This is a genomic window from Methylobacterium sp. AC433 (assembly GCF_979253015.1).
The window spans coordinates 1-22,021 of the sequence record NZ_CEEDBN010000018.1 but is presented as its reverse complement, the minus strand read 5'-3'; the positions used below and the strand labels follow the sequence as shown (position 1 = coordinate 22,021).

Annotated in this window: 22 protein-coding genes and 2 pseudogenes; 14 read left to right on the top strand and 10 right to left on the bottom strand. The window is 71.4% G+C overall.

Translation table 11 applies throughout. The features are described 5' to 3' along the window. Window positions 1-60 precede the first annotated feature (60 nt). Complete coding sequence (locus AC0IWM_RS20375; protein ID WP_471757972.1) at window positions 61-1,221, bottom strand: cysteine desulfurase family protein; 1,161 nt, start codon at window positions 1,219-1,221, stop codon at window positions 61-63. 329 nt (window positions 1,222-1,550) lie between these two features. Between AC0IWM_RS20375 and AC0IWM_RS20370 the strand changes: the two genes are divergently transcribed. Further along, entirely contained in the window at window positions 1,551-2,207 is a 657-nt protein-coding gene (locus AC0IWM_RS20370; protein WP_056186925.1) for an alpha/beta hydrolase, read from the top strand. A gap of 73 nt (window positions 2,208-2,280) precedes the next feature. Here AC0IWM_RS20370 and AC0IWM_RS20365 read toward each other — a convergent pair whose 3' ends face one another. The 5 genes and pseudogenes from AC0IWM_RS20365 to AC0IWM_RS20345 all read right to left on the bottom strand — a co-directional run bounded on the left by AC0IWM_RS20365 (window position 2,281) and on the right by AC0IWM_RS20345 (window position 7,875). Next, on the bottom strand, window positions 2,281-2,715 hold the full coding sequence (locus tag AC0IWM_RS20365) for a PIN domain-containing protein (protein WP_471757970.1): 435 nt from the start codon (window positions 2,713-2,715) through the stop codon (window positions 2,281-2,283). After that, window positions 2,712-3,005, bottom strand: coding sequence for a type II toxin-antitoxin system Phd/YefM family antitoxin (locus AC0IWM_RS20360; RefSeq protein ID WP_471757968.1), 294 nt, complete (start codon window positions 3,003-3,005; stop codon window positions 2,712-2,714). The genes AC0IWM_RS20365 and AC0IWM_RS20360 overlap by 4 nt, the downstream gene beginning before the upstream one ends. Window positions 3,006-3,050: 45 nt before the next feature. Continuing rightward, window positions 3,051-5,153, bottom strand: a pseudogene (locus AC0IWM_RS20355) (Pls/PosA family non-ribosomal peptide synthetase); the annotation flags it as partial. 117 nt (window positions 5,154-5,270) lie between these two features. After that, a pseudogene (locus tag AC0IWM_RS20350) lies at window positions 5,271-7,142 on the bottom strand (non-ribosomal peptide synthetase); the annotation flags it as partial. Between the two features lie 142 nt (window positions 7,143-7,284). Then, window positions 7,285-7,875, bottom strand: coding sequence for a histidine phosphatase family protein (locus AC0IWM_RS20345; RefSeq protein ID WP_471757966.1), 591 nt, complete (start codon window positions 7,873-7,875; stop codon window positions 7,285-7,287). A gap of 136 nt (window positions 7,876-8,011) precedes the next feature. On the opposite strand from AC0IWM_RS20345, the gene AC0IWM_RS20340 reads away from it, so the two are divergent. Together AC0IWM_RS20340 and AC0IWM_RS20335 are read left to right on the top strand one after the other, a co-directional pair. Next, window positions 8,012-9,049: a polyphosphate kinase 2 family protein gene (locus tag AC0IWM_RS20340; RefSeq protein WP_471757964.1), complete on the top strand. Its 1,038-nt coding sequence runs from the start codon at window positions 8,012-8,014 to the stop codon at window positions 9,047-9,049. A 72-nt stretch (window positions 9,050-9,121) separates the two neighbouring features. Beyond that, window positions 9,122-10,258, top strand: coding sequence for an AAA family ATPase (locus AC0IWM_RS20335; protein ID WP_471757962.1), 1,137 nt, complete (start codon window positions 9,122-9,124; stop codon window positions 10,256-10,258). Window positions 10,259-10,277: 19 nt separating this feature from the next. Here the strand turns inward: AC0IWM_RS20335 and fabI are convergent, their stop codons facing one another. From fabI to AC0IWM_RS20320, 3 genes are all read right to left on the bottom strand, one after another. After that, the gene (gene fabI / locus AC0IWM_RS20330) at window positions 10,278-11,120 is read right to left on the bottom strand and encodes an enoyl-ACP reductase FabI (RefSeq protein ID WP_056469522.1); all 843 of its coding nucleotides are present in this window, start codon (window positions 11,118-11,120) and stop codon (window positions 10,278-10,280) included. Between the two features lie 171 nt (window positions 11,121-11,291). Then, window positions 11,292-12,227, bottom strand: a complete 936-nt coding sequence (locus tag AC0IWM_RS20325; protein ID WP_471757960.1) for a DnaJ C-terminal domain-containing protein — start codon at window positions 12,225-12,227, stop codon at window positions 11,292-11,294. Window positions 12,228-12,406: 179 nt separating this feature from the next. Continuing rightward, the gene (locus AC0IWM_RS20320) at window positions 12,407-12,970 is read right to left on the bottom strand and encodes an RT0821/Lpp0805 family surface protein (protein WP_471757958.1); all 564 of its coding nucleotides are present in this window, start codon (window positions 12,968-12,970) and stop codon (window positions 12,407-12,409) included. A gap of 89 nt (window positions 12,971-13,059) precedes the next feature. Between AC0IWM_RS20320 and pdxH the strand changes: the two genes are divergently transcribed. The 6 genes from pdxH to AC0IWM_RS20290 all read left to right on the top strand — a co-directional run bounded on the left by pdxH (window position 13,060) and on the right by AC0IWM_RS20290 (window position 17,174). Then, on the top strand, window positions 13,060-13,746 hold the full coding sequence (pdxH, locus tag AC0IWM_RS20315; protein ID WP_471757956.1) for a pyridoxamine 5'-phosphate oxidase: 687 nt from the start codon (window positions 13,060-13,062) through the stop codon (window positions 13,744-13,746). Window positions 13,747-13,969: 223 nt separating this feature from the next. After that, window positions 13,970-14,692 (top strand): SDR family NAD(P)-dependent oxidoreductase, encoded by a 723-nt coding sequence (locus tag AC0IWM_RS20310; protein WP_471758090.1) that lies wholly within the window; start codon window positions 13,970-13,972, stop codon window positions 14,690-14,692. Then, complete coding sequence (locus AC0IWM_RS20305; RefSeq protein ID WP_471757954.1) at window positions 14,685-15,824, top strand: hypothetical protein; 1,140 nt, start codon at window positions 14,685-14,687, stop codon at window positions 15,822-15,824. The genes AC0IWM_RS20310 and AC0IWM_RS20305 overlap by 8 nt, the downstream gene beginning before the upstream one ends. Then, on the top strand, window positions 15,821-16,297 hold the full coding sequence (locus tag AC0IWM_RS20300) for an NUDIX hydrolase (RefSeq protein ID WP_471757952.1): 477 nt from the start codon (window positions 15,821-15,823) through the stop codon (window positions 16,295-16,297). Before AC0IWM_RS20305 ends, AC0IWM_RS20300 begins: the two co-directional genes overlap by 4 nt. Before the next feature lie 47 nt (window positions 16,298-16,344). After that, entirely contained in the window at window positions 16,345-16,758 is a 414-nt protein-coding gene (locus AC0IWM_RS20295) for a TIGR02301 family protein (RefSeq protein WP_471758088.1), read from the top strand. 161 nt (window positions 16,759-16,919) lie between these two features. Next, window positions 16,920-17,174 (top strand): hypothetical protein, encoded by a 255-nt coding sequence (locus AC0IWM_RS20290; protein WP_471757950.1) that lies wholly within the window; start codon window positions 16,920-16,922, stop codon window positions 17,172-17,174. A gap of 89 nt (window positions 17,175-17,263) precedes the next feature. Here the strand turns inward: AC0IWM_RS20290 and AC0IWM_RS20285 are convergent, their stop codons facing one another. Next, window positions 17,264-18,601, bottom strand: a complete 1,338-nt coding sequence (locus AC0IWM_RS20285; protein WP_471757948.1) for a dihydroorotase — start codon at window positions 18,599-18,601, stop codon at window positions 17,264-17,266. A 114-nt stretch (window positions 18,602-18,715) separates the two neighbouring features. On the opposite strand from AC0IWM_RS20285, the gene ygfZ reads away from it, so the two are divergent. The 5 genes from ygfZ (at window position 18,716) to AC0IWM_RS20260 (ending at window position 21,859) form a co-directional block, all read left to right on the top strand. Continuing rightward, window positions 18,716-19,585 (top strand): CAF17-like 4Fe-4S cluster assembly/insertion protein YgfZ, encoded by an 870-nt coding sequence (gene ygfZ, locus AC0IWM_RS20280; protein WP_471757946.1) that lies wholly within the window; start codon window positions 18,716-18,718, stop codon window positions 19,583-19,585. A gap of 49 nt (window positions 19,586-19,634) precedes the next feature. Beyond that, a complete protein-coding gene (locus AC0IWM_RS20275) occupies window positions 19,635-20,270 on the top strand; it encodes a DNA-3-methyladenine glycosylase I (protein ID WP_471757944.1) in 636 nt (211 codons plus the stop codon). Continuing rightward, window positions 20,267-20,869, top strand: a complete 603-nt coding sequence (locus AC0IWM_RS20270; protein ID WP_471757942.1) for an HD domain-containing protein — start codon at window positions 20,267-20,269, stop codon at window positions 20,867-20,869. Before AC0IWM_RS20275 ends, AC0IWM_RS20270 begins: the two co-directional genes overlap by 4 nt. Continuing rightward, on the top strand, window positions 20,869-21,402 hold the full coding sequence (locus tag AC0IWM_RS20265) for a tyrosine phosphatase family protein (RefSeq protein ID WP_471757940.1): 534 nt from the start codon (window positions 20,869-20,871) through the stop codon (window positions 21,400-21,402). The genes AC0IWM_RS20270 and AC0IWM_RS20265 overlap by 1 nt, the downstream gene beginning before the upstream one ends. Before the next feature lie 178 nt (window positions 21,403-21,580). After that, complete coding sequence (locus AC0IWM_RS20260; RefSeq protein WP_056469553.1) at window positions 21,581-21,859, top strand: exodeoxyribonuclease VII small subunit; 279 nt, start codon at window positions 21,581-21,583, stop codon at window positions 21,857-21,859. Window positions 21,860-22,021: the final 162 nt, after the last annotated feature.

Below are 22,021 nucleotides of genomic sequence, written 5' to 3'. Positions count from 1 at the left end.
CTCCTGACATGCCCGGCGTCAAGGACCGGGTGTTGGTCGGATGGCTTGGGACGGCGGTACTCACGCCGCGTGCCCCTGCCGTCGATATAGGGTCTCCACCAGGCGTTCGCAGGCGGCGCGACACCGCGCTGCGTCGCTTTCGGTGCTGTTCCACCCGAGGCTCACGCGCAGGGCCCCCGCGGCCAGCGCAGGGGTGACGCCCATCGCGATGAGCACGGGCGAGCGCGCGACCTTGCCGGAGGCGCAGGCCGAGCCGGAGGAGATCGCGACGCCCGAGAGGTCCAGCCGCATCAGCGCCGTCGGGGCGTCGAGCCCCGGAACGGCGAAGCACAGGGTGTTGGGCAGGCGCGGGGCGCCGGCGCCGAACACGACGAGGTCGGGTGCGCAGGCGCGCAATCCGTCCTCGATGCCGTCGCGCAAGGCCGCGAGGCGGTCCGTCCGCGCGGGATCGGCGAGGTCCGCGGCGACCCCCAGCCCGACGATGCCGGGCAGGTTCTCGGTGCCGCCGCGCAGGCGGGCTTCCTGGCCGCCACCGCGCAGGAAGCCCGCATCCAGGGTCACGCCCTCGGCGAGCACCAGGGCGCCGACGCCCTTGGGCGCGCCGAACTTGTGGCCCGACAGGCTGAGGGCGTCGAGGCCGAGGGCGGCCATGTCCAGGGGGATCTTGCCGATGGCCTGCACGGCGTCCGTATGCACCAGGGCGCGGCCATGCGCCCGGGCAAGCGCGACGATCGCCGCCAGCGGCTGGATCACGCCGGTCTCGTTGTTGGCGGCGTGGATGGAGATCAGCACGTCCGCCCCGGCATGCCGGGCGAGCAGGGCCTCCAGGGCGTCGAGGTCGATCACGCCGGCGGCGCCCACCGGCACGATGTCGACGGCCTCCGCCGGGAAGCGATGGCCCGCCGAGACGCAGGGGTGCTCGGTGGCGCCGATGAGCAGGCGCGTCGGCGCCGGACGGCCGGCGCGGACCAGGGCACCGGACAGGACCGCGTTGGCGGCCTCGGTGCCGCCGCTGGTGAACACCACGCGGCCCGCGCCCGCCCCGACGCGCCGGGCCACCGCGTCCCGGGCGGTCTCCAGGGCGGCCCGGGCCGCCCGGCCCTCCGCGTGGATCGACGAGGGGTTGCCCGGCAAGCCGAGCGCCCGCGCCACGGCAGCCGCCACCTCCGGCCGAACCGGTGAGGTCGCGTTGTGGTCGAGGTAGGCGCGGGGCGAGGTCATCCGGGAAAAACCACTGGCGGCGTCAAGGGCGAAAGCGACAAATCCTTGCTTTTGCCCCCCACGATCATGCTAAGGCGCGGACACGATACGTGTTCCGGTCGCCCATCGTGCGGGGAACGCGCCGGTCCGAAGCTGGCTCGACCGACGCTTATTTAGAATGATTCTAGTTAGCTAGAATTATTCTAAGAGCGCTTTTAGGTTCGTGGCCGGATGAGTCAAGGCACGCCTCACGGCTTTGCTCAGGCGTCGGATGTGCGCGAGTTCCCGCCGAGCCGGCGATCCCCCGCGCGATGCCCGTCCGGGTCATCCGCTCAGGAGTGTTGGTTTCCATGCCCGAAGTCATCTTCACCGGTCCCGCCGGCCGTCTCGAAGGACGCTATCAGGCCCCCAAGAAGAAGGGCGCGCCGATCGCGATCGTGCTTCATCCACACCCCCAGTTCGGGGGCACGATGAACAATCAGATCGTGTACAATCTTTTCTACACCTTCGCCAATCGCGGCTTCGCGGCCCTGCGCTTCAACTTCCGCGGCGTCGGCCGCAGCCAGGGCGCGTTCGACCACGGCACCGGCGAGCTCTCCGATGCGGCCTCGGCCCTCGACTGGGTGCAGTCGGTGAACCCGGAGGCCCGCGCCTGCTGGATCGCCGGCGTCTCGTTCGGCTCGTGGATCGGCATGCAGCTGCTGATGCGCCGCCCCGAGATCGAGGGCTTCATCTCGATCGCCGCGATGGCCAACCGCTACGACTTCACCTTCCTGGCCCCCTGCCCCTCCTCGGGCCTGTTCGTGCACGGCTCCGAGGATCGGGTCGCCCCGGCCCGGGAGGTCATGCCGGTGATCGAGAAGGTGAAAACCCAGAAGGGCGTCATCATCGAGCACCAGATGGTGGAGGGCGCCAACCACTTCTTCGACGGCAAGGTCGACGAGCTGACCCAGACCGTCGACACCTACCTCGACAAGCGCCTCGGCCCGAAGCCCGAGGCGGCGTGAGGCAAGCGCCGCGCCGCGGGCTCGCTGGGCTTCCCGCGACCCTGCGGCGATGGCGGATAACGGATCGCATCGTTCAAGGCCAAGCGTCGGTCCAGGGGTTCAGCAGCGGCACGCGGGTCTTCCGGTAATCCGCGACATCCCGGGTCACGATCGTCAATCCGTGCAGGAGGGCCGTGGCCGCGATGATCAGGTCTGGCTGCGGGAAGGTGTGGCCCGCCTTGCGGCCCTCCTCGACGAGGAGGCGCCAAGTGAACATCACGTCCTCCGTGATCTCCAGAACCCGGTTCTCGAACAGCGGCCGGACCCTCTGGGTCAGCCACGTATTGAGTTCTGCACGCCGGCCGACATCCGCGACGCATTCGATACCGAAACGGATCTCGGCGAGAGTCGCCATGCTGACATAGAGGCGATCGAGGGGCTGCCCGGCCACGAAATCCACCACGCGCCGCTCCGGTTTGGGTCTGCGCAGCTCGGAGAGAATGTTCGTGTCGAGAAGCCAGCCGGTCACAGGGTCACGTCGCGCACGGGCATGACGGTCCGCGGTGGATCGAGGTCGACATCCTGGGAAGGCCCGGCCTGCATCGCGGCGACCAGCACCGTGCCGTCGCGATCGCCCTTGAGCCGTCGGAATTCCTCGGCGGAGATCACCACCACCTCGTCGCGCCCACGCACCGTGACGTGCTGAGGACCCTCGCTGCGGACACGACGTACGAGTTCACTGAAGCGCGCCTTGGCGTCTTGCAACGGCCAGGTTCCCTGTTGAGGCGACGACTCGGGCGACTTCGACGATCTGGTCATACTGACCAGATTAACAGGTCGTCGCCGTCGATCCAGCGACAACTCTCACGCCGGCGCGTGCACCACCGGCACCGCCGGCGCCCCCTCCCACTCCGAATGGGCCGGGATCGACTCGCCCTTCATGACGATGGTGAGCGGGCGCAGGCGGGCGTAGTCGCCGACCTTGGTGTCGTAGAGCACCGTCGAGAAGGCACCGACCGAGACGCCCCGGCCGACCTCGACCCGGCCGACCTTCATGATGCGGTCCTCGTAGAGGTGCGTCTGCAGGGCGGAGGTGCGGTTGATGGTGGCGTAGTCGCCGATGGTGACGCAGTCGAACTCGGTGATGTCGGTGGTGAGCATGCACACCCCCCGGCCGACCTTCACCCCGAGGAGTCGCAGCATCCACGGCAGGAACGGGGTGCCGACGAGGTGCTCCAGCAGGACCTTGCCGGCGAGACCCCAGTAGAGCACCGCGACGGCCTCGGTGCGCATGGCCCACCAGGACCACATCGGCTGCATGCCGGGCTTGTAGGCGCCCATCAGCAGCCACTTCACCGCGATCACCGTGAAGGACTGGATGAAGGCGATGGCGACGGAGACGGCCACGAAGCTGACCGCGAGGCCGGTCCAGTCCTGGGCCAGGATCGCCGGGTAGAAGTAGAAGTCGATCGCCGAGATCGCGAGGGTGATGAACAGCATCGGCGAGAACGAGGTCGAGAACGCCTCGAAGATGCCGCGCCGGAGCTTGGGTCCGATGCCGGGCTCATAGGTCTGGGCGTTCGAGCCGAGATCGACCCGCTGGCGCGAGGGCAGCTTGATCGGCGGCGAGCCGAACCAGGTGTCGCCGGGCGTCATCAGTTCGTTGGCCGGCGGCTTCGACTTGATGCCGATGAGCACGTCCTCGGGGATCACGGCGCCGGGCGGCACCACGGCGTCGTTGCCCACGAAGACGCGCGGGCCGGTCCGGACCTCGTGCATCGTCATCCAGCCGCGCCGGATCTCCTCCTCGCCGAAGACCACCTCGTCGGCGATGAAGTTGCGCGCGCCGATATCGGCCAGATCGTAGCGCCCGGCGAGGTTGGTGGAGATCTCGGCCCCCTGCCCCATCCGGGCGCCCATCAGGCGGTACCAGGCCCGCATGTAGACGGTGGCGAACAGGGAGGAGAGCGTCTCCAGCGTCACCTCCGCCGCCAGGGCCACCGCCCACTTGCGCAGGTAGAAGCCACTGTAGATCGAGTGGGTGCCGGAGGAGACGCGGGGCAGCACCAGCCAGCGGATCGCCGCGATCAGCAGCACGGTGCCCGCCGTCATCAGCATGGCGGTCGGCCAGGTCAGCAGCGGCAGGTACCAGTGGTAGTCGATGTCGGTGATGTCGCCGAGGGAATCGCTGAGCTGGTCGAAGATGTAGAAGGCCGGGAAGATCGGCAGCAGGCCGATGGCGGGGATCGCCGCCAGCAGGAAGGTGTAGAGGGCCGCGAAGGCGAAGCGACGCCCGGGCGAGGCCGTGGCCGGTTCGGGGAGCGCCCCCGGATCGGCCTCGCCGACCTTGCGCCCGGGTGAGCCGTCCCAGATCTCGGCCGCTCCCACCCGCGTCCCGGTGGGGATGGTGGTGAGGTCGCCGATCTCGGCATGGTCGCCGATGACCGTGTCGGGGCCGATGACGCAGGAGGCGCCGATGGAGACGTCGGCGCCGATGCGGACGCGGCCGATGATCAGCGCATCGCCCACCACCTCCGCGTTCGCGATGACGAGGCGTCCGCCCAGCGAGGCGCCGGGGCCGACGCTGAGAAGGTCCGGCGCGCCGATCTCCGCGTCGGAGATCAGCGCGTCCTTGCCGATGTCGGCGCCGAGCAGCCGCAGGTAGAACACGATCGCGGGCGAGCCCTGCAGCCACTTGATGTGGACCAGCGGCGTCAGGCGCTGCGCCAGCCACCAGCGGTAATAGTACACGCCCCAGAGCGGGTAGCGCCCGGGCTTCGTGCGCCCGAGGATTAGCCACTTGGCCGCCACCGCCACCGAGGCCGTCACGGCGTTGATGCCGATATAGACCAGGAGCAGCACGGCGAGCTCGCCGAAGAACCCGAGCCCGCCGCCGGTGAGCAGCAGGTAGGTCACGAAGATGCCGAGCCACTGCGCGGTGGCGAGCGCGATGACGAAGGGCAGGGCCGCGGCTTGCGCAAGGCCGCAGAGGAAGCGCCGCTTCAGGGAGGGCGCCGGGAAGCTGAGATCGCGGATCGCCATCTCGGTGCCGACGCCGCCGGTGCGGGCGATGAGGGTGTCCGCCATGGCCCGCAGGGTGCGCTGGCCGTAGACGTCCTGCAGGGTGATGGCGGCGAGCGCCGGTACTTCGCGGACCGCGCCGACGAAGCGGGCGGCCAGCAGCGAGTGGCCGCCGAGATCGGCGAAGAAGTCGCCCTCGAGGGGGATCGCCTGGTTGCCGAAGATCCTGTTGGCGGCGGCGAGCAGCGCGGCCTCGGTCTCGTTGCGCGGCGGCTCTTGCTCGCCCGTGGTGTCGGCCACCGTGAGGGTGGCGATGCGCAGGGCCTTGCGGTCGACCTTGCCCGAGGTGAGCCGCGGCAGCACCTCCACCGCCTCGAAATGTCCCGGCACCATGTAGGGCGGCATCTGCCCGGCCAGGGTCTGGCGCAGGGCGGCCTTGTCGATCTCGCTGCCGCGCTCGGGCACCAGGAAGGCGACCAGGCGGTCGACCCCGTCGTCCTGGCGCAGCACCACGGCCGCCTGGTTGATGCCGGGCACGACCTGGATGCGCGACTCGATCTCGCCGAGCTCCACCCGGAAGCCGCGGATCTTGACCTGGTCGTCGATGCGGCCGTGGAACAGGATGTTGCCGGCCGCATCCAGGGAGACCGCGTCGCCGGAGCGGTACAGGACCGGGTCGGTCCCGTCCGAGGCGAAGGGGTTGGCGATGAACTTCTCGGCCGTCAGCTCGGGGCGCTTCAGGTAGCCCCTGGCGACGCCCGGGCCGCCGATGAGGAGTTCGCCGGGCTGGCCCGGCCCGAGGAGTTCCAGGGTCTCGCCCGCGACGTAGACGGAGTAATTCGGGATCGGGCCGCCGATGGTCACGGGCACGCCGGGCCGCATCTCGGCGGCGGTGGCCACCACCGTGGCCTCGGTCGGCCCGTAGGTGTTGAAGAGCTGTCGCGCGCCACTCGCCCAGCGGGCGACCAGGGGCTCGGGCAGCGCCTCGCCGCCGAGCAGCACGAGGCGCACCGTGGGCAGGTCCCGCGAGATCATGGCGAGGAGCGTCGGCACCGTGTCGAGGACGGTGACGCCGGCCCGGGCGATGATGTCCGGCAGGCTCTCCACGTCGCCCATCATGGCCGGCGAGGCCACGAACAGCGTCGCGCCCACGAGGTAGGGCACCCAGATCTCCTCCATCGAGAGATCGAACGCGACGGAGGCGCCCTGGAAGACCACGTCGTCGGGCCGCATCCCGTAGAGCGCGTTCCCCGAGCGCAGGAAGTGGCAGATGTTGGCGTGGCTGATGACGATGCCCTTCGGCACGCCGGTCGAGCCCGAGGTGTAGATGAGGTAGGCCGGGTGCTCCGGCGTCAGGCCCGCCGCCCGCAGGTCCGGGAGTGCGGCCTCCGCCGGCGTCGCGGCCGCGAGTCCGGCCACCGTCAGGCTCGGCGTGCCGGCGGGGGCCTGCGGTTCCAGGGCGGGCGAGACGAGGAGCGCCTTGGCCTGGGCATCGTCCAGGCAGACCGCGACCCGGTCGGCCGGGGCCTCGGCGTCGAAGGGCAGCCAGGCCGCGCCCGACAGGGTGATGCCGATCTGGGCGATCAGCAACTCGGGTCCCCGTGCCATCCAGAGGCCGACCACGTCGCCGGGGCCGATGCCGCGGTGGGCGAGGCCGCGGGCGATCGCGCTCGCTTGGGCCTCGACCTCCGCATAGGTGACGGCCGGATGGCTGCCGTCGGGGCCGGTGCGGGCACCGTCCACGAGGGCCGGATGGTCGGGACGCGAACGGGCGCTCTCCCGGAAGATCTCGCTCAGGGTCTCGTCGCGGATGAGGTCGGGGCGGACCTCGCCGCGCAGGACCGCCCGCGGGCCGGCCGCCTCCGCCGAGGGACTCGTCTCCTGAGGCCCGCGCGTTGCCGCCCGGGGCCGGGTCGTCTCGGCGAGACTGGTCATCCGCTGCTCCGCTGCCGGCGCCCGATCGATCGGGCGCCGTCCTTTTGGCCGGGTAGGCGCCCGGATCGCGCCGAAATCACGGCGCGTCTAGCACGTTTGGGCGGCAGGCTTGAACCGGGGTTGAACGCGCAGGACGGCCGAGTCAGGCCCAGCGCCACCCGGCCCGGTCGAGGACGAGGACGCTGCCCTGGCGGATCCCGATGCGGGGCGCGTCGCGGATGCCGAGATGGCCCCGGATCACCAGGATCGCCCGGGCGACGCCGCCATGGGCGACGATCACGGCCGGCCGCGTCAGCGCGGTGATGGCGGGCGTGACCCGTTCCACCAGCATGGCGTAGCTCTCGCCGGTCCCGCCGGGCGGGCGATAGCCCCAGCGGTCGCGGTCGCGGGCCAGGGCCCCGGCGGAGTCCCAGCGCCGGATCTCGGCCCAGGTCGAGCCCTCCCAGGCACCGAAGCTGATCTCCGTCAGGCGGGAATCGAGGCGATAGCCCTCCGGCTCGAGGTCGAGGGCCGTGCGCAGGGTCTCCATCGTCCGTCGGGTCCGGGTCAGCGGGCTCGCGACGAAGTCCATGCCGGCGAGGTCGGCGCCGCCGGTGGCGGCGGCGAGGCGGGCGGCCACGGCGCCCGCCTGACGGAGGCCCTCGGCGTTCAGGTCGATGTCCCGCTGCCCCTGGAGGCGCCCCTCTGCGTTCCAGTCGGTCTGGCCATGGCGGATGAAGTAGATCGGGTTCACGGCCTCATGACCGCCGCTCGCCGGAACGGCCGAGCCGGGCTATCGTTCTCGCACTCACATCCTGGCCCTGCACATCCTGGCCCTGCATCTCGGCGGCCGCCCCAGTCCGCCCTCCACCGAGGAAGCGAGTCTCATCATGTCGAAGCATCACGGCAAGCATCGCCGGGGCCAGAGTTCGGGAGAAACCGAGGTTTCCGCGTCGCAGCGTGACGTTTCGCACCGCAAGGATCCCGCGCACGGCAAGGGGGACAAGAAGGGCAAGTCGCGCCGGGCCGGGCACCGGCCCCACTCCTCCGCGCACTGGGCCCGCGAGGCCGAGATCCGGGTCGGCGCCGCCCTCGATCACGTCGATCCCCGCCCGGCGCCCGCCGCCTCCGGCATCGTCACCGTGCAGCCCCGTAGCCGCTGCGACCTCGGCGCGATCGATCCGGACGCCGATGGCGGCCTCGACAAGGACGAGGCCAAGGCGGCGCTCGTCACCGAGCGCGCCCGCATCGCCGCCCTGCAGGAGCGGCTCTATGCCGAGCACAGGCGCAGCCTGCTCGTCGTGTTCCAGGCCATCGACACCGGCGGCAAGGACGGGACGATCCGGGCGGTGTTCGAGGGTGTGAACCCGCAGGGCTGCCGGGTGTGGTCGTTCAAGGTGCCGAGCGCGGAGGAGAGCGACCACGACTTCCTGTGGCGCTACCACGCCAAGGCGCCGGCGCGCGGCATGATCACCGTGTTCAACCGGAGCCATTACGAGGACGTCCTCGTGGTGCGGGTGAAGGACCTCGTGCCGGAGCCGGTCTGGCGCGCCCGCTACGCTCAGATCAACGACTTCGAGCGGATGCTCGCCGCCGCCGGCACCACCGTGCTCAAGTTCTTCCTCCACATCTCCAAGGACGAGCAGAGGGAGCGCCTGGAGGCCCGGATCGCGAACCCGGACAAGCACTGGAAGTTCGATCCCGCCGACCTCGTGGAGCGCCGGTCCTGGGACGCCTACCAGGCGGCCTTCGCGGATGCCCTGACCGCGTGCTCCACGCCGCAGGCGCCCTGGCACGTGGTTCCGGCCAACCGGAAGTGGTATCGCAACCTCCTGATCGCCCGCACCATCGCCGACACCCTGGAGGCGATGGACCCGCGCTTCCCGCAGGCCCGGGCGGGGATCGCCGGCATGACCGTCCCGGATTGACCCTACGCAAAAATGAAACCAAGGGTTGTTTTCGAGCCTCGCGCGTCCCGCGCGACCGGTGGGAGCGCGCGCATGCTGGCTGTCCGTGACGTCGCCGTATCGGGGTATCGGTCGTTGCGATCGATCCGCTTCCCGGTGGGCGCCCTCTCGGTCTTCATCGGCGCCAACGGCGTCGGCAAGACCAACCTCTACCGGGCGTTGGAATGCCTGCAATCGGCCGCCGCGGACACCCTGATCCGGGATCTCGCCGCCGAGGGCGGAATGGATTCCGTGAGCTGGGCCGGGGAGCGCAAGCGCCACGAACCGGCCCGGATCCGCTGGAGCGTCGAACTCGCCGACGACGCCAGCGGCCTGGCCTACGATTATGCCGTCGAGGTCGGGTTCAAGCCGGTCAAGGTGGCGCCGGGCTTTCCCCTGGAGCCCGACCTGAAGACCGAGCGCCTTCGCCTGATCTCGGCCCGGCGGCCGGCCACCATGCTGGAGCGCGACGGTCCGGCAGGCTTCGTGCGCGACGCGGAGGGGCGCAAGCGCAGCCTCGGGAGCGATCTCCTGCCGTCCGAGACCGTCCTTGGCACCATCCAGGATGCCGGTGCCTATCCGGAACTGCATCAGGTGCGCAGCGCCCTGGCGGCCTGGCGCTTCCACCACGATTTCCGGACCGACGGCGCCTCGGCGCTGCGCCGCCCCTGCCTCGCGGTCACGGCACCGGTTCTCGCCTCCGATGGATCGAACCTCGCTGCCGTGTTCGCCACCCTCGAGCATATTCGCGGCGACACGGTCGACCTCGCGGTCGCCGTGGACGACGCCTTTCCGGGGGCCCGTCTCGACCTGCCGGTGCCGGGGCGCGAGGCGCGGTTCGGAATGGTGTTTCCCGATTATCCGAAGCGGGTTTTCGAGGCGGCCGAGCTCTCCGACGGGACGCTACGGTTCCTGGCCCTGGCCGGCGCCCTGCTCGCCTACAGGCTGCCGCCCTTCATCGCCCTCAACGAGCCCGAGACCAGCCTGCATCCCGACCTGCTGGTCCCCCTCGCCCGCATGATCGTCAAGGCGTCCGAGCGCACGCAGGTCTGGCTGGTGACCCATTCCGAGCGACTGGCCGACGCCATCCTGGCCGAGGGCGGCGCCCGGCCCCACCGGGTGATCAAGCGCGAGGGCGCGACCTGGATCGAGGGCCTGAAGCACTTCGGCGAGTTCGCGGAGGACGATTGAGAAAGGGCGACGCCCGCCCTCAGTCCTTGTCGAGGCTGAGATCCGGGGCTTCCGGGTTCTTCATGCCGACGACGTGGTAGCCTGCATCGACATGGAGGATCTCGCCGGTCATGCCCTTGCTCATGTCCGAGACGAGGTAGGTCGCGGTCTCGCCGACCTCCTCGATGGTCACGGTGCGGCGGAGCGGCGCGTTGTACTCGTTCCACTTCAGGATGTAGCGGAAGTCGCCGATACCGGAGGCGGCCAGCGTCTTGATCGGGCCGGCCGAGATCGCGTTGACGCGGATCTTCGAGGGGCCGAGATCGGCGGCGAGGTAGCGTACGGAGGCCTCGAGCGCGGCCTTGGCCACGCCCATGACGTTGTAGTGCGGCATCCACTTCTCGGCGCCGTAATAGGTCAGCGTGAGGAGCGACCCGCCGTTCGGCATCAGCTTCTCGGCGCGCTGGGCGATGGCCGTGAACGAGTAGCAGGAGATCAGGAGCGACTTGGTGAAGTTCGCCTCGGAGGTCTCGACGTAGCGGCCCGTCAGCTCGTCCTTGTCCGAGAACGCGATGCAGTGGACGACGAAGTCGATGCCCTCGGGAAACACCTCGGCGGCGGCGGCGAAGACCGCGTCGATCGAGGCCGGATCGGTGACGTCGCAATGCCCGACCACGTGGGCGTCGAGTTCCCGCGCCAGGGGCTCGACGCGCTTCTTCAGGGCGTCGCCCTGATAGGTGAAGGCGAGCTTGGCGCCGTGGGCGGCCGCACTCTTGGCGATGCCCCAGGCGATCGAGCGATTGTTGGCGACACCGAGCACCAGGCCGCGCTTGCCGGCGAGGAGACCGCCGACGTGATCGTGAACCGGGTGCGTGTCCGCCATGTGTCACCTGAGCCAGAGCCGTGGCGCGTGCCGACGGGTCCGTCGGGCGACGGATCGGCGTGTTCGCGCCGGGCATCCTTAGCGGAGGCGCGCCTGGGACGGAAGTCCGAGGCCTGACAGCGCCGAAGTGCCGTCGCGCCTCCGGCGAAGGCGCCCGATCGCGCGGCCCCGTCAGCCGGCCTTGGCCGCGCGCCGGGCCTGGGCGAACTGGGTGAGCGCCGGGTCCTCGCCGCTGGGCAGGGTCACGGCCGTCACGGCGAGGAGGTCGCCCCGCGTTCCGTCCTTCTTCGGCAGGCCCTTGCCCCGGAGGCGGAAGGTGCGGCCCGAGCCGGTCATCGGCGGGATCTTCATCTCCACCGCGCCGGTGAGGGTCGGCACCCGGATCGGACCGCCGAGGATCGCGTCCTCCAGGGCCACCTCGACGCTGCCGCGCAGGTCCGCGCCGTCCACGGTGAAGCGGGCATGGGGCAGGATGCGGATGGTCAGCAGCGCATCGCCGGGCGCACCCCGCAGGCCGCCGGAATTGCCGAGGCCTCGCAGGCGGATGGTCTGGCCGTCGACCACGCCCTTGGGCACCACCACGTCCACGTCGCGGCCGCCCGGCAGGGACAGGCGCAGCTTCTCCTCGCTGGCGACCTGCTCCAGGGTCACGCTCAGTTCGGCCGCCACGTCCTCGCCCTTGACGGGGCCGCGCTGCGGGCCACCCGGCCCTGCGCCGGCCGCCCGGAAGGCGTCGCCGAACAGGTGGGAGAAGATGTCTTCGCCGATGCCGCCCCCTCCGGTGGGGCCGCGTCCGCGCGCGGCGCTCTCGAAATCGAAGCCGCCGCCCCCGCCGCCGCGACCGCCTCCGAACCCTCCGAAGCCCTCGAAGCCCGTGGCGCGCGGCTTGCCGTCCGCGTCGATCTCGCCGCGGTCGAACTGCGCGCGCTTGCCCGCATCACCCAGGATCTCGTACGCGCTGTTGGCCTCCGCGAAGCGGTCCTTGGCCTTGGCGTCGTCCTGGTTGCGGTCGGGATGGTAGGCCTTCGCGAGCTTGCGGTAGGCCTTCTTGATGTCGGCTTCGCTGGCGCCCTTGGAGACGCCCAGCACATCGTAGGGATTTCGCATCGGTCTTCAGGATTCTCGGTGCCGCCTGGGACCGGGCACGGGCCCGGTTCCTTCGGATTCGTCTGTCATGTGGACGGCCTGTTGCTTCTCTGCAACGGTCTCGCGCGAGAATTCGCTGCGATTGGCGCGGCGTCAACGCTTCTGTTCGAACTGTGATCCGGCCGGACCTGCGAGAGCCCTCAGGAGGATGCCTTGGCAGCCCGCACCTTGGTCAGGGTCCAGTCCCCGCCGGACGGCTTGCAGCCCGTGCCGCGCACGAAGCGGCTGCCGGCGGGAGAGATCACCGAGGCGAGGAAATCGCGGCAGACGAGGTCGTTGGCGACGTAGGGCAGGCCGGTCGGGTTCACCGAGCCGCGCAGGGTCGTCTCCGGGTTGTCCCACTTCACCGGGCGGCCGTTGCCCTGCGGATCGAGGGCGATGGCCAGGGCCGCGTTGGCGCGGCGCCAGTCCTCGGCGCCGAGGTCGTTGCCGAATCCGAGCGGGCGCCTGTCGATGCTGCCCGTGCTCGTCGGCTCGTCCGGCAGTGCCGCGCTCGCCTTGTCGCCGCGCTTGGCCGCCTCCGCCACGGCGCCGGACGCGGCCGTCTCCTCCGCCTGGAAGGTGATGATCGGCAGCCCGCAGCCGCCGAGGCCGAGCAGCACGCTGAGGCCGATGGCCCGCGTGGCGCGCTGCGGCACGGTCCTCGACCGGCGGCGGACACGAATTTCTGGGACGGCCTGGGCTTTACAGTCGCGCCGACGCATTACACCTGATCTCAAACGACGTGTTGGGCCGAAAACGTTCGTGTCCCACGTCGGTGCCCCCGACCCGGATCTCACCACAGGATTACGCCTTGGAACGGTTAAGGATCGATGATCCCGCTTCCCGCAGCGCGACCGGGGACGCCACGGGGTCCGGCGACGACTTCACCCGTGCCACCGATCCCTGGGCGCTGTTCGCGGCCTGGATGGCCGAGGCCGAGGCCTCGGAACCCAACGATGCCAACGCGATGGCGCTGGCCACGGCCGGCGCTGACGGGCTGCCGGACGTGCGCATCGTGCTGCTGAAGGGCGTCGATGCGCGCGGATTCGTGTTCTACACCAACCTCGACTCCGCCAAGGGCGACGAGCTGCGCGAGAATCCCCAGGCCGCCCTGGTCCTGCATTGGAAGAGCCTGGGCCGTCAGGTCCGCGCCCGCGGCCCGGTGACCCAGGTCACGGCCGAGGAGGCGGATGCCTACTTCGCCAGCCGCGCCCGCAACAGCCGCCTCGGCGCCCATGCGAGCCGCCAGTCGCGCCCGCTGGCCGACCGGGCGACCCTCGAGCGCGAGGTCGAGGCCCTGGCCGAGCGCTACGGGGAGGGCCCGGTGCCGCGCCCGGAGAACTGGACGGGCTTTCGCATCGCGCCGGTCTCGATCGAGTTCTGGCAGAACGGCCCGTTCCGCCTGCACGATCGCGTTCGCTTCACCCGCGACGGCGAGGCTTCCGGCGGCGGGACCTCCGGCGGCGGGGCTTGGCGCGGGGCGCGTCTCTATCCCTGAGGCGGATCGACGGCCCTCCATCCCTGAGGCGGATCGACGGCCCTCCGCCGTCGGCGCGCCGGCACCTTGGTGCGTCGCGGGATGACCCTGGATTTTAGCACCCGCGCCCCTTAGACCTGAGCGTGGCGTGGGGGCTTCTCGGCGGCACGGCGGTCTCGCCGGCCGGACGCCTCCCGATCCTGAAGGAACGGTCTTGGCCTCATCCAACGAACGCCGGCGCGTCATGCTGCTCACGGGGGCGAGCCGTGGGATCGGCCACGCCACCGTCAAACGGTTCTCGGCCGCCGGCTGGCGGGTGATCACCTGCTCGCGCCATCCCTTCCCGGAGAACTGTCCCTGGGAGATGGGTCCGGAGGATCACCTCCAGGTCGATCTGTCCGACCCCAAGGATACGGTGCGGGGCATCGAGGAGGTGGCCGGGCGCCTCGCCGCCGAGGGCGGTCTCCTGCACGCGCTCGTCAACAATGCCGGCATCTCGCCGAAGGGGCCGCAGGGCGAGCGCCTGGGCGCCATCGCCACCGAGTTCGGGGACTGGCAGCGGGTGTTCCAGGTCAACCTGTTCGCACCCCTCCTCCTGGCGCGCGGCCTCTGCGAGGAGCTGACCCGGGCCAAGGGCTCCATCGTCAACGTCACGTCGATCGCGGGCTCGCGCGTCCATCCCTTCGCGGGCGCCGCCTACGGCACCTCCAAGGCGGCCCTGGCCGGCCTGACCCGGGAGATGGCGAGCGATTTCGGGCCCCTCGGCGTCCGCGTGAACGCGATCTCGCCGGGCGAAATCGATACCGCGATCCTGTCGCCGGGCACCGACAAGATCGTCGCCGGCATCCCGCAGCGCCGGCTCGGCACCCCCGACGAAGTCGCCAAGGCGATCTACTTCCTGTGCACCGAGGCCTCGTCCTACGTGAACGGCGCCGAGTTGCACATCAACGGCGGACAGCATGTCTGAACGGGGGACGCGCCGCGCGCTTCTCATCGGGCTCCTGATCGCCGCGACCCCCGCCTGGGCGGAGCCCTCTGTGACGATCCTCGACCTGCCTTTCCGCGCCCGCGCCCTGCGGGGGCCGGGTAGCGAGGTCGCCACCGCGGTGGCGACCTCCGGCCTGCTTCCCCTGGCGCGGGCCCGCAACGCCAATCCCGCCGTGGTCGAGCCGGAGGCGCCGATCGCCGTGGTCTGGGGTGATTCCGGCGGCGCGGCCCTCAGCCTGGTCGACGGACAGGTGGCGACCACCCTGCTCGGCGCCGAGGCGGTGGAGGGACTGGCGGCCGCCGAGACCCCGCGCGGCGCCCTGCCCGGCTCCCGCCGCGCCGTCGCCGGTCCCTTGAGCGTGCACCTGGCGAACCCGGTGCCGGCCCTGGCCGGCGGCCCCGAGCAGGCCGGAAGCCTCGTCCTCCGCGAGCGCCAGCCCGTGGCGATGGGGGGCGATCCGAAGCCCGTGCCGGTGGCCACCACCACCCTCTCCGCCGCGCCCGATACGGCCTTCGCCCTGCGCCGGCCCCGGATCGGCCGGCTGGACGGCAGGCCCATCGTCCTCGCCGTCACGATCGCGCCCGCCGGCGGCGCCGCCCTCGCCCTGTTCGCCAAGGCCGAGCCCGGCGCGGGAACACCGCCCGGCACGGGCTGGACGCTGCTGGCGCGCGGTCCCGAGCAGCCCACGGGTCCGGGCGGCCAGCCCCTGAAGCCGGCCGCGATCGCGGATTTCTCCGGTACCGGCCGGCCGCAGGTCGCGGCGGTGGCGGCCCCCGACGGCGCCGGCCAGCTGCAACTCTGGACCCTGGAGGCCGGCACCCTGCGCCTGGCCCAGGAAGCGCCGGGCTACACCAACGTCTCCCCCGGCGAGGGCGAGGCCGATCTCGCGGCCCTGGTCGAGCCGGAGCGCGAGGGCGCACCCGAGCTCGCCTTGCCGATCGCGGACCGGAGTGCCCTGGCGATCCTCTCCCTCAAGGAGGGCATCCGCGAGCGATGGCGTGCGCCCCTGCCTGGCCTCGCCGCCTTCGGCCTCGCCAGCCTCGGCCGGGGCGCGGCCACCCGCCTGCTCGTCGGCCTCGCCGACGGTCGCATCGCCGTGGTGACGCCGTGAGCGGAACCGAACCGGAGGCGGCCGAGTCGCGCCTGTTCCCGACGCGGCCCTTCGTCGGCACCTCGATCGCGGTCCTGCGCGACGACCGCGTGCTCCTGGCCGCCCGCGCCAACGAGCCGATGCGCGGTGTCTGGACCCTTCCCGGCGGCCTCGTCGAGGCGGGCGAGCCCCTGGCCCAGGCGGCCTTGCGCGAATTGCAGGAGGAGGTCGGGCTGTCGGCCGAGGTGGTGGGCGTTCTCAGCCCCACCGAGATCATCCTCCGCGATCCCGAGGGACGCGTGCGGCATCACTACGTGGTCCATCCTCACGCCGCCCTCTGGCACGGGGGCGAGCCGGAGGCCGGTCCGGAGGCTTTGGGCGTCCGCTGGGCCACGCTGGCCGAGCTCGAGACCCTGGCGACCACGCCCGGCCTCGCCGGAACCGTCCGCGAGGCCTTCGCCCGTGCGGCCCGGCACGGGGAGCCGGCGGCGTGAGGGTTCGTGATGCGGGACTCGCGGTCGTGGCCGGCCTCGCCGTGCTGATGGCCGTGCCGGATGACGGCTTCGCGCAGCAATCCCGCGGCGGCTCGTCCCGGGCCGCCCCGAAGCCGGCCGAGAAGGAGAAGGAGCCGCCGCCCCCGCCCGAGCCGCCGCCCGCGCCCTACGACCGGGATCTGCTCCGTCTCTCGGAGGTCATCGGCTCCCTCGCCTTCCTGCGCGACCTCTGCGCCGCCCCGGATGCCCCCGAATGGCCGGCCCGGATGAAGGCTCTGATGGAGGCCGAGGGCGTGACCCCGGGCCGGCGCGACCGTCTCGCCGGCGCCTACAATCGCGGCTATCGCGGCTACAGCCTGACCTACCGGGTCTGTACCCCCGCCGCGAACGAGGCGGCGGCCCGCTACGTGGCCGAGGGCGAACGCCTGTCGCACGCCCTGGCGAGCCGGTTCGGCGGGTAATGATGCCGTGCGGCCACAGGGTGCGCGCGGCGCGCGAAAACGAAGAATTTGAGCGCCCGCGTTAACCGCTTCGCAATTCCTGGCTTTGCGAACCTGACCGATCGCCCTATCCTCGTGGTTACTCGCCGGGTCGTTCACCGGCGCAAACGATGATGTGGCCCATGCACATGGATACGGTTTCCTCGCCCTTCGAGGCGGATCTCGACGACAAGCGCGTCGCTCTGGGCTACGTCTCGGAAGCCTTCGCCGAGGGCTGTCTCGACGGTCTCGACGGCGACTGCATGGCCCAGGCCGCCCTGTTCGCGGCCTTCCAGGAACTCGTCACGACCTATGGCGAGGAAGCCACCGCCCGCTACGCCGAGGGCTTCCCGGACCGCATCCGCGGCGGCGCCTTCACCACCAGCCCGCAGCATTGACGACACCGCCCGTCGCCCGCTCCGGCGCGACGGTGTGACGACCACGGGGCAGGCGCCGGGCGCCTGCCCTTTTTGCTGCGCGACGGCGATCAGGCCGGCGGCAGGGCCTCCTCGAACAGCACCGCCTCGCCGCGGGACGGCGCAGTCAGGGTCCCCTCCCACATCACGCTGTTGCCGCGCACCAGGGTGCCCACCGGCCAGCCCGTCACGGTGACGCCGTCATAGGGCGTCCAGCCGCATTTCGAGGCGATCCAGGCGTTGCGGATGGTCTCCCGGCGCTTGAGGTCCACCACCGTCACGTCGGCGTCGTAGCCCACCGCGAGCCGGCCCTTCCTGGCGATGCCGAACAGCCGCTTCGGGCCGGCGCTGGTGAGGTCGACGAAGCGGGCCAGCGACAGCCGGCCGGCGGCGACATGGTCGAGCATGACCGGCACCAGGGTCTGTACCCCCGTCATGCCCGAGGGCGAATCCGGGTAGGGCTTGGCCTTCTCCTCAAGCAGGTGCGGCGCGTGGTCGGAGCCGAGGATGTCGGCGACGCCCTGCGAGAGCCCGTGCCAGATGCCGTCGCGGTGGTCGGCGCCGCGCACCGGCGGGTTCATCTGCACCAGGGTGCCGAGGCGGGCATAGGCCTCGTCGCCGTCCAGGGTGAGGTGGTGGGGGGTCACCTCGCAGGTTGCCACGTCCTTGGCACCGGCGAGATAGGCCATCTCCTCCTTCGTCGAGATGTGCAGGATGTGGATGCGCGCGCCGGTGGCCCGGGCGATGCGCACGAGGCGCTGCGTCGCCTTCAGGGCCGCCTCGGGCGAGCGCCAGACCGGATGCGAGGACGGGTCGCCCGGCACGCGCCGGTCCTTCTGCGCCCGCAGCATCGGCTCGTCCTCGGCATGGAAGGCGGCGCGCCGGCGGGTGCGCTTCAGGATCTCGGTGACGCCGGCATCGTCCTCGACCAGCAGCGAGCCGGTGGAGGAGCCGACGAACACCTTGATGCCGGCCGCCCCGGGCAGGCGCTCGAGCTCGGGAACCAAGTGGGCGTTCTCGTGGGTGCCGCCGACCCAGAACGCGAAGTCGCAATGCATCCGGTGGTGCGCCCGGGCGACCTTGTCGGCGAGCGCCTCGGCGCTGGTGGTGAGCGGATTGGTGTTCGGCATCTCGAACACCGTGGTGACGCCGCCCATGACGGCCGCGCGCGAGCCGGATTCGAGGTCCTCCTTGTGGTCGAGCCCCGGCTCGCGGAAATGCACCTGGCTGTCGATGATTCCGGGCAGCAGGTGCAGGCCGGTGCAGTCGCGCCGCTCGGCGGCTTGCGCCTGCGCCAGATCGCCGATCGCCGCGATGCGTCCGGCACGGATGCCGAGATCGGCTCGGGTCGCACCGTCCTGGTTCACCACGGTGCCGCCGGTGAGGAGGAGGTCGAAGGGCTGGTCCATTCCGGATCTCCTGGGGCCGTCCGCGGGTCGGACGCGCATTGAGACGGGGTCGCGGGCGGCTTATGTCAGCCCCGGACGGCGCGCAATGCCGCCGCCGCTCGTGAAGGAGTCGTCATGCCGATCGCCCTGCTGCCGGACCGCGCCGTCGTCACCGTCTCGGGCGAGGATGCGACGAGCTTCCTGCAGGGCGTGGTGACCTGCAACGTCGAGACCCTGGAACCCGGCGAGGCCCGCCTCGGTGCCCTGCTCACGCCCCAGGGCAAGATCCTGTTCGACTTCCTCGTCGCGCGCACGGCCGACGGCTTCCAGCTCGATGCCGCTGCCGAGCAGGCGCCCGGCCTCGCCAAGCGTCTCGGGCTCTACCGCCTGCGCGCCAAGGTGACGATCGCCCTCGACCCGACCCTCGGCGTCGCGGCCGCCTGGGACGGCGCGGAGACCGCCGCGGCGGTGAGCCGCCTGCGCGACGGCCGTCTCGGGACGCTGGGCGAGCGCCTGATCTTCCGGCTCGGCGCCTTCTCGGCGGACGCGACGGAGGCCGACTACCACGCCCACCGCATCGCCCTCGGCATCCCCGAGGGCGGGCGCGACTTCCCCTGGTCCGACGCCTTTCCGCACGAAGCGCTGATGGATCAACTCGGCGGCGTCGATTTCCGCAAGGGCTGCTATGTCGGCCAGGAGGTGGTCTCGCGCATGCAGCATCGCGGCACGGCCCGGACGCGGATCGTCCCGCTGGTGGCGGTCTCGGACCAGGCCCTGGCTCCGGACCAAGTCCTGCAGGGCGGCGCCGAGATCACCGCCGGGCAGCGCGCGCTCGGCACCGTCGGCAGCGTCGCGGGCCGGCGCGCCCTCGGCCTCCTGCGCCTGGACCGCCTCGCCGACGCCCTGGCGTCCGGCGAGCCCCTGCGGGCGGGCGCGGTTCCGGTCGGCGTCGAGAAGCCGGCCTTCGCCACCTTCGCCTTCCCCGGTACGGCCCCGGCCGGTTGAGGGCGCCACGAGATCGACGCGCGGGCCGTCCCCGGCTAAACCCTCGCCGATGCCCACCGATCCCTCCGGCCTGATCCACCATCCCGACGGCTGCGCCCGCTGCTGGTGGGCCGGGCTCGACCCCGTCTACGTCGCCTACCACGACACCGAGTGGGGCGTGCCCGAGCGCGACGGCCGCGCCCTCTACGAGAAGCTGATCCTCGACGGTTTCCAGGCCGGCCTGTCCTGGATCACGATCCTGCGCCGCCGCGAGGGGTTTCGGCGCGCCTTCGCGGACTTCGACCCGGAGGTGATCGCGCGCTTCACGGAAGCGGACGTGGCCCGCCTGATGCAGGATACCGGCATCATCCGAAACCGGGCCAAGATCGTCGGCACCATCGCGGGCGCCCGGGCCTACCTCGCCATCGAGGCGCGTGGGCCGGGCTTCTCGGCCTTCCTCTGGGACTTCGTCGACGGCGCGCCGGTCCAGGGCACGGCGCGGGATCGCCAGGGCATCGCCACCGAAACCGAAATCTCGCGAAAACTGTCCAAGGCCTTGAAGGCGGAGGGTTTCACGTTCTGCGGGCCGACCATCGTCCATGCATTCATGCAGGCGGTGGGCCTCGTCAACGATCACCTCGTCGGCTGCCACCGGCATGCCCCCTGCGCCGCCCTCGGGGATCGGACGATCGGGAGCGCGGCATGAGCGGCGACCGCGGCCGTGCTTGGCAGCGAATGCTGTCGGGACGGCGCCTCGACCTCCTCGACCCGGCCCCGCGCGACGTCGAGATCGCCGACATCGCCCACGGACTCGCCCGCGTCGCCCGCTGGAACGGGCAGACGGCTGGGCCGCACGTCTTCTCCGTGGCCCAGCATGCCCTGCTGGTGGAGGCCATCGGCCGTGCGCAGGCGTCGGATCTGGCCGGCGCCGACTGCCTCGAACTGCTGCTGCACGATGCCCCCGAATACGTCATCGGCGACATCATCTCCCCCTTCAAGGCGGCCATCGGCGATTCCTACAAGGCGGTGGAGCGCCGGCTGCTCACCGCCATCCGCCAGCGCTTCGGCCTTGCCGAGCCGGGCCCGGAACTGTCCGCCCTGGTCAAGCTGGCCGACGGCATCGCCGCCGCTCACGAGGCGACGCGCCTGGCCGGGTTCTCCGAGGCCGAGGCCGATGCGATCTTCGGGGTCCGCGTGCCCCTCGGCCCCGAGGCCGAGGGGCTGCTGGCGCCCTGGCCCACCGGCGTGGCGCAGGCGCGCTTCCTCGCCCGCTTCCAGGCCCTCGCGCAACCGGATCCCGCCTGATGCCGCATCTCCAGGTCTGCCCCCTGTCGCGCTTGCCCGAGACCCTGGACGCCTCGGGCGCGACCCACCTGATGACCCTGATGAAGGTCGGTACCGCCATCGCCCGGCCCGAGGGCATCGCGGAGGGGCGCCACTGCGTGGTCGAGGTCAGCGACATCGTCGCGCCGATAGACGGGCACGTCACGCCGGGCGAGGTCCACGTGGCGCAGATCCTCGACTTTGCCAGGGACTGGGACCAGGCGCGCCCCCTGTTGATCCACTGCTACGCCGGCATCAGCCGCTCGACGGCGGCCGCCTACATCGCCGCTTGCGCCCTGGCGCCGGAGCGCAACGAGGCCGAGATCGCCCGGTCCCTGCGCCTGGCGGCCCCATCCGCGACGCCCAACGCCCTGTTCGTGGCCATCGCCGACCGCCTGCTGGAGCGGGACGGTCGCATGGTCGCGGCGATCACGGCGATCGGGCGCGGCGCCGAGGCCTTCGAGGGCGAACCGTTCCGCCTCGCGTTCGCATCCGACATTCGGGTCGCCGGTTAAGGCACTGACGGACAGTCCTGTTCGGCGCTGTCGGTTCGGCCCGAGGCGTGCGAAGCGAGGCACCGAGACTGTGGCGCAAACGCCGCCCCGGACGACGAAACGACGATCCGCGGGCCGGATCGGGTTGTCGGCTTCCGGGCCGGAGGCTTAGACCGTCCAAATCACGGGGTAGTTTAGAATGAGTGTCACGCGACCCGCCGTTGCGTCGACGTCCGGCACGGACGAGCCGAGCCTCGACCTGCCCTTCGAGAAGGCACTGGAGCAGCTCGAGGACATCGTGCGCCGCCTGGAGAAGGGGGACGTCCCCCTCGACGAGTCGGTGGCGATCTACGAGCGCGGCGAGGCGCTGAAGCGCCATTGCGAGGGCCTGCTTCAGAAGGCCGAGGCACGCATCCAGAAGATCACCCTGGGTCCCGACGGCAGGGCGGCGGGCGTCGCCCCCCTCGACGTCGACTAGGGAGCGGCCCCGCTCCCGAACGAAATAATCCATCGGCGCCAAATCATTGCGCGCATGTTTTCCCTCCGGGCGTGAGGTTGGTTCGGTGTCACGGCAAGAAACCTCGCGAGACAAGGGCTCGCAAGACAAGGTCGCGCAGGACAAGGCTTCGCCGGGCTCGGC

Bases quoted from the DNA above. Each gene is read 5' to 3' on its own strand.
- AC0IWM_RS20305 (WP_471757954.1), top strand. From the start codon at position 14,685: ATGTCTGAACGGGGGACGCGCCGCGCGCTTCTCATCGGGCTCCTGATC.
- AC0IWM_RS20370 (WP_056186925.1), top strand. From the start codon at position 1,551: ATGCCCGAAGTCATCTTCACCGGTCCCGCCGGCCGTCTCGAAGGACGC.
- AC0IWM_RS20335 (WP_471757962.1), top strand. From the start codon at position 9,122: ATGCTGGCTGTCCGTGACGTCGCCGTATCGGGGTATCGGTCGTTGCGA.
- AC0IWM_RS20265 (WP_471757940.1), top strand. From the start codon at position 20,869: ATGCCGCATCTCCAGGTCTGCCCCCTGTCGCGCTTGCCCGAGACCCTG.
- AC0IWM_RS20295 (WP_471758088.1), top strand. From the start codon at position 16,345: ATGGCCGTGCCGGATGACGGCTTCGCGCAGCAATCCCGCGGCGGCTCG.
- AC0IWM_RS20290 (WP_471757950.1), top strand. From the start codon at position 16,920: ATGCACATGGATACGGTTTCCTCGCCCTTCGAGGCGGATCTCGACGAC.
- AC0IWM_RS20320 (WP_471757958.1), bottom strand. From the start codon at position 12,970: ATGCGTCGGCGCGACTGTAAAGCCCAGGCCGTCCCAGAAATTCGTGTC.
- fabI (WP_056469522.1), bottom strand. From the start codon at position 11,120: ATGGCGGACACGCACCCGGTTCACGATCACGTCGGCGGTCTCCTCGCC.
- AC0IWM_RS20260 (WP_056469553.1), top strand. From the start codon at position 21,581: ATGAGTGTCACGCGACCCGCCGTTGCGTCGACGTCCGGCACGGACGAG.
- AC0IWM_RS20375 (WP_471757972.1), bottom strand. From the start codon at position 1,221: ATGACCTCGCCCCGCGCCTACCTCGACCACAACGCGACCTCACCGGTT.
- AC0IWM_RS20325 (WP_471757960.1), bottom strand. From the start codon at position 12,227: ATGCGAAATCCCTACGATGTGCTGGGCGTCTCCAAGGGCGCCAGCGAA.
- AC0IWM_RS20360 (WP_471757968.1), bottom strand. From the start codon at position 3,005: ATGACCAGATCGTCGAAGTCGCCCGAGTCGTCGCCTCAACAGGGAACC.
- AC0IWM_RS20340 (WP_471757964.1), top strand. From the start codon at position 8,012: ATGTCGAAGCATCACGGCAAGCATCGCCGGGGCCAGAGTTCGGGAGAA.
- ygfZ (WP_471757946.1), top strand. From the start codon at position 18,716: ATGCCGATCGCCCTGCTGCCGGACCGCGCCGTCGTCACCGTCTCGGGC.
- AC0IWM_RS20275 (WP_471757944.1), top strand. From the start codon at position 19,635: ATGCCCACCGATCCCTCCGGCCTGATCCACCATCCCGACGGCTGCGCC.
- AC0IWM_RS20285 (WP_471757948.1), bottom strand. From the start codon at position 18,601: ATGGACCAGCCCTTCGACCTCCTCCTCACCGGCGGCACCGTGGTGAAC.
- AC0IWM_RS20310 (WP_471758090.1), top strand. From the start codon at position 13,970: ATGCTGCTCACGGGGGCGAGCCGTGGGATCGGCCACGCCACCGTCAAA.
- AC0IWM_RS20270 (WP_471757942.1), top strand. From the start codon at position 20,267: ATGAGCGGCGACCGCGGCCGTGCTTGGCAGCGAATGCTGTCGGGACGG.